We start from the raw sequence: 2,928 nt of genomic DNA, 5'->3' as shown, positions 1-2,928 counted from the left end.
GGCTAGGACTTTTGTCCCAGCCTCTTTATTTTTTATGCACGCGGAAAATATACGAACGTTCCCGGTTGAGAAGGGCGATTTTAAGGGGATTGTGCTACAATGGAAGCAAATAGATAGAATGGAGCAGTGAAATGAAAGCAATTATTACAGTCGTTGGTAAAGACCAAAAAGGAATCGTAGCGGGTGTTGCAACGAAAGTGGCAGAATTAGGACTCAATATCGATGATATCTCTCAAACCGTATTGGATGAATACTTTACCATGATGGCGGTTGTATCGTCAGATGAGAAAAAAGATTTCACACAGCTTCGTTCAGAGTTGGAAGAATTCGGTCAGTCTCTGCATGTGAAAATCAATATCCAAAGCGCAGCGATTTTTGATGCTATGCACAATTTGTAAGATAGGGGTTGAGAATTTATGGACATTAAACAGGTAACAGAAACCATTGCCATGATTGAGGAGCAGAACTTCGATGTTCGGACCATCACCATGGGGATTTCGCTTCTCGATTGTATTGATCCGGATATCGAAAAGGCAGCTGAAAAAGTCTACCATAAGATTGTGACAAAGGCCAAAGATTTGGTGGCTGTGGGGGATGAGATTGCGGCAGAACTCGGTATTCCCATTGTGAATAAACGGGTTTCGGTCACTCCGATTTCTATTATCGGGGCAGCAACCAATGCGACAGACTATGTGCCCTTTGCCAAGGCGCTGGATCGTGCGGCCAAAGAAGTTGGGGTCAACTTTATCGGTGGCTTCTCAGCTCTGGTTCAAAAAGGCTACCAAAAGGGGGATGAAATCCTCATTAATTCCATTCCTCGCGCCCTTGCAGAGACGGATTTTGTCTGCTCTTCTGTTAATATTGGTTCCACTAAGACGGGGATCAATATGACCGCTGTCCGAGATATGGGGCGTATCATTAAAGAAGCATCCCAAGCAGATCCAATGGGGCCTGGTAAGCTCGTAGTTTTTGCCAATGCAGTAGAAGATAATCCCTTTATGGCGGGTGCCTTCCATGGTGTCGGTGAAGCGAATGTTGTCATTAACGTTGGGGTTTCAGGACCAGGTGTCGTCCAACGGGCCATTGAAAAAGTCCCCGGTGCAAGCTTTGATGTATTGGCGGAAACAGTTAAGAAGACAGCCTTCAAGATTACCCGTGTCGGTCAATTAGTCGGTCAAATGGCTAGTGAACGTCTCGGTGTTGAGTTTGGGATTGTGGACTTGTCTCTCGCACCAACGCCAGCTGTTGGGGATTCGGTTGCCCGTGTCCTTGAAGCCATGGGGCTTGAAGTGGTCGGAACTCATGGAACTACCGCAGCCCTTGCCCTGCTCAATGACCAAGTGAAAAAAGGTGGCATCATGGCTTGTAACCAAGTCGGTGGTTTGTCAGGTGCCTTCATTCCGGTCTCAGAAGACGAAGGGATGATTGCGGCGGTCCAATCAGGTCATATCAACCTGGAAAAATTGGAAGCTATGACAGCTATCTGTTCCGTTGGTCTAGATATGATTGCCATCCCGGCTGATACTCCAGATACAACCATTGCGGCCATGATCGCCGATGAAGCAGCTATCGGCGTTATCAACCAAAAGACAACAGCCGTTCGGATCATTCCTTATGGAAAAGAAGGCGATATGTTAGAGCTCGGTGGACTTCTTGGATCTGCTCCGGTAATGAAGGTCAACAAAGCTTCATCAGCTGATTTCATTGCCCGTGGTGGCCAAATTCCAGCTCCGGTTCATAGCTTTAAAAACTAAGAGAAATCTAGTATAATAGTAGAAAATAGAAAAGTCTGTGATGATAAAACTCCAGACTTTTTTCTTGCAAAAGGAGACAAGATGGCTAAAACAAGATTATTTGTGATTCGTCATGGGAGAACCATGTTTAATACCATTGGCCGTGCTCAAGGTTGGTCCGATACGCCCTTGACAGCAGAAGGAGAACGAGGGATTCAGGCTCTAGGAATTGGCTTGCGTGAGTCTGGCTTGGAGTTTACTCGAGCTTATTCCAGTGATTCAGGCCGTGCCATTCAGACCATGGGGATCATTCTCGATGAATTGGACTTGAAAGACCAGATTCCTTATCGCTTTGACAAACGGATCCGCGAGTGGTGTTTTGGTAGCTTTGATGGGGCCTACGGTGGGGAGCTCTTTCATGGAGTCGTGCCGCGCGTGCTAGATGTAGAAGACTATAAGACTTTGACCTTGGAAGACTTGGCCAATGGAATTTGCCAAGTGGACACAGCGAATTGGGCTGAACCTTGGGAAGTTTTGAAAAGCCGAATCCTAGAAGGGTTTGAAGCTATTGCCAAAGAAGTAGAAGAAAATGGTGGAGGCAATGCCTTGGTGGTCAGCCATAGTTGGACCATTCAGACCCTGGTCTGCTTGATCGAAGGAAAACCAAATCTTAATCTGCCTCTTTCAAACGGTAGTGTTACCCTTGTAGAATATGAAGATGGAGTATTGACGGTTAAGGGGATTGGAGATAGCAGTTACCGTGAGGTCGGTGAAAGCTTGCAAGAATCCTAGTCCGTCCTGAAAGGCTGACCCTTTGGTCATGGCCTTTTCTTTTTCACAAAACTTGTAAGGCTTTCCTACTTTCTTTTTGTAAAAAATGATATAATGAAAGAGATACATACGGAGGTAATACAATGACAAAAACCAGATTATATATTGCTCGTCATGGAAAAACCATGTTTAATACCATTGGACGGGCACAGGGCTGGTCAGACACTCCGCTGACAGAAGCAGGAGAACGTGGAATTCGAGAATTAGGACTTGGTCTCAAGGAAGCTGGGCTTTCTTTTGAAGAGGCTGTTTCGAGTGATTCTGGACGCACCATTCAAACTATGGGAATTATTCTTCAAGAACTTGGTCTGACAGGAAAAATCCCTTATCGTTATGACAAACGGATCCGCGAGTGGTGTTTTGG

At 45.8% G+C, this 2,928-nt stretch carries 4 protein-coding genes; all 4 read left to right on the top strand.

What is annotated here, in order from left to right; genetic code table 11:
• Positions 1–131 precede the first annotated feature (131 nt).
• The gene (locus tag HMPREF2926_RS09175; protein ID WP_003004214.1) at positions 132–398 is read left to right on the top strand and encodes an ACT domain-containing protein; all 267 of its coding nucleotides are present in this window, start codon (positions 132–134) and stop codon (positions 396–398) included.
• 18 nt (positions 399–416) lie between these two features.
• Positions 417–1,754 (top strand): PFL family protein, encoded by a 1,338-nt coding sequence (locus tag HMPREF2926_RS09170; RefSeq protein WP_070587520.1) that lies wholly within the window; start codon positions 417–419, stop codon positions 1,752–1,754.
• Between the two features lie 81 nt (positions 1,755–1,835).
• Positions 1,836–2,525: a histidine phosphatase family protein gene (locus HMPREF2926_RS09165; RefSeq protein ID WP_070587517.1), complete on the top strand. Its 690-nt coding sequence runs from the start codon at positions 1,836–1,838 to the stop codon at positions 2,523–2,525.
• 122 nt (positions 2,526–2,647) lie between these two features.
• On the top strand, positions 2,648–2,928 hold a 281-nt coding region (locus tag HMPREF2926_RS09160; protein WP_141751791.1), incomplete at its 3' end, for a phosphoglycerate mutase family protein.

This window comes from Streptococcus sp. HMSC078D09, assembly GCF_001813675.1.
Lineage (GTDB): Bacteria > Bacillota > Bacilli > Lactobacillales > Streptococcaceae > Streptococcus.
This window is presented reverse-complemented; position numbering and strand designations above follow the sequence as displayed.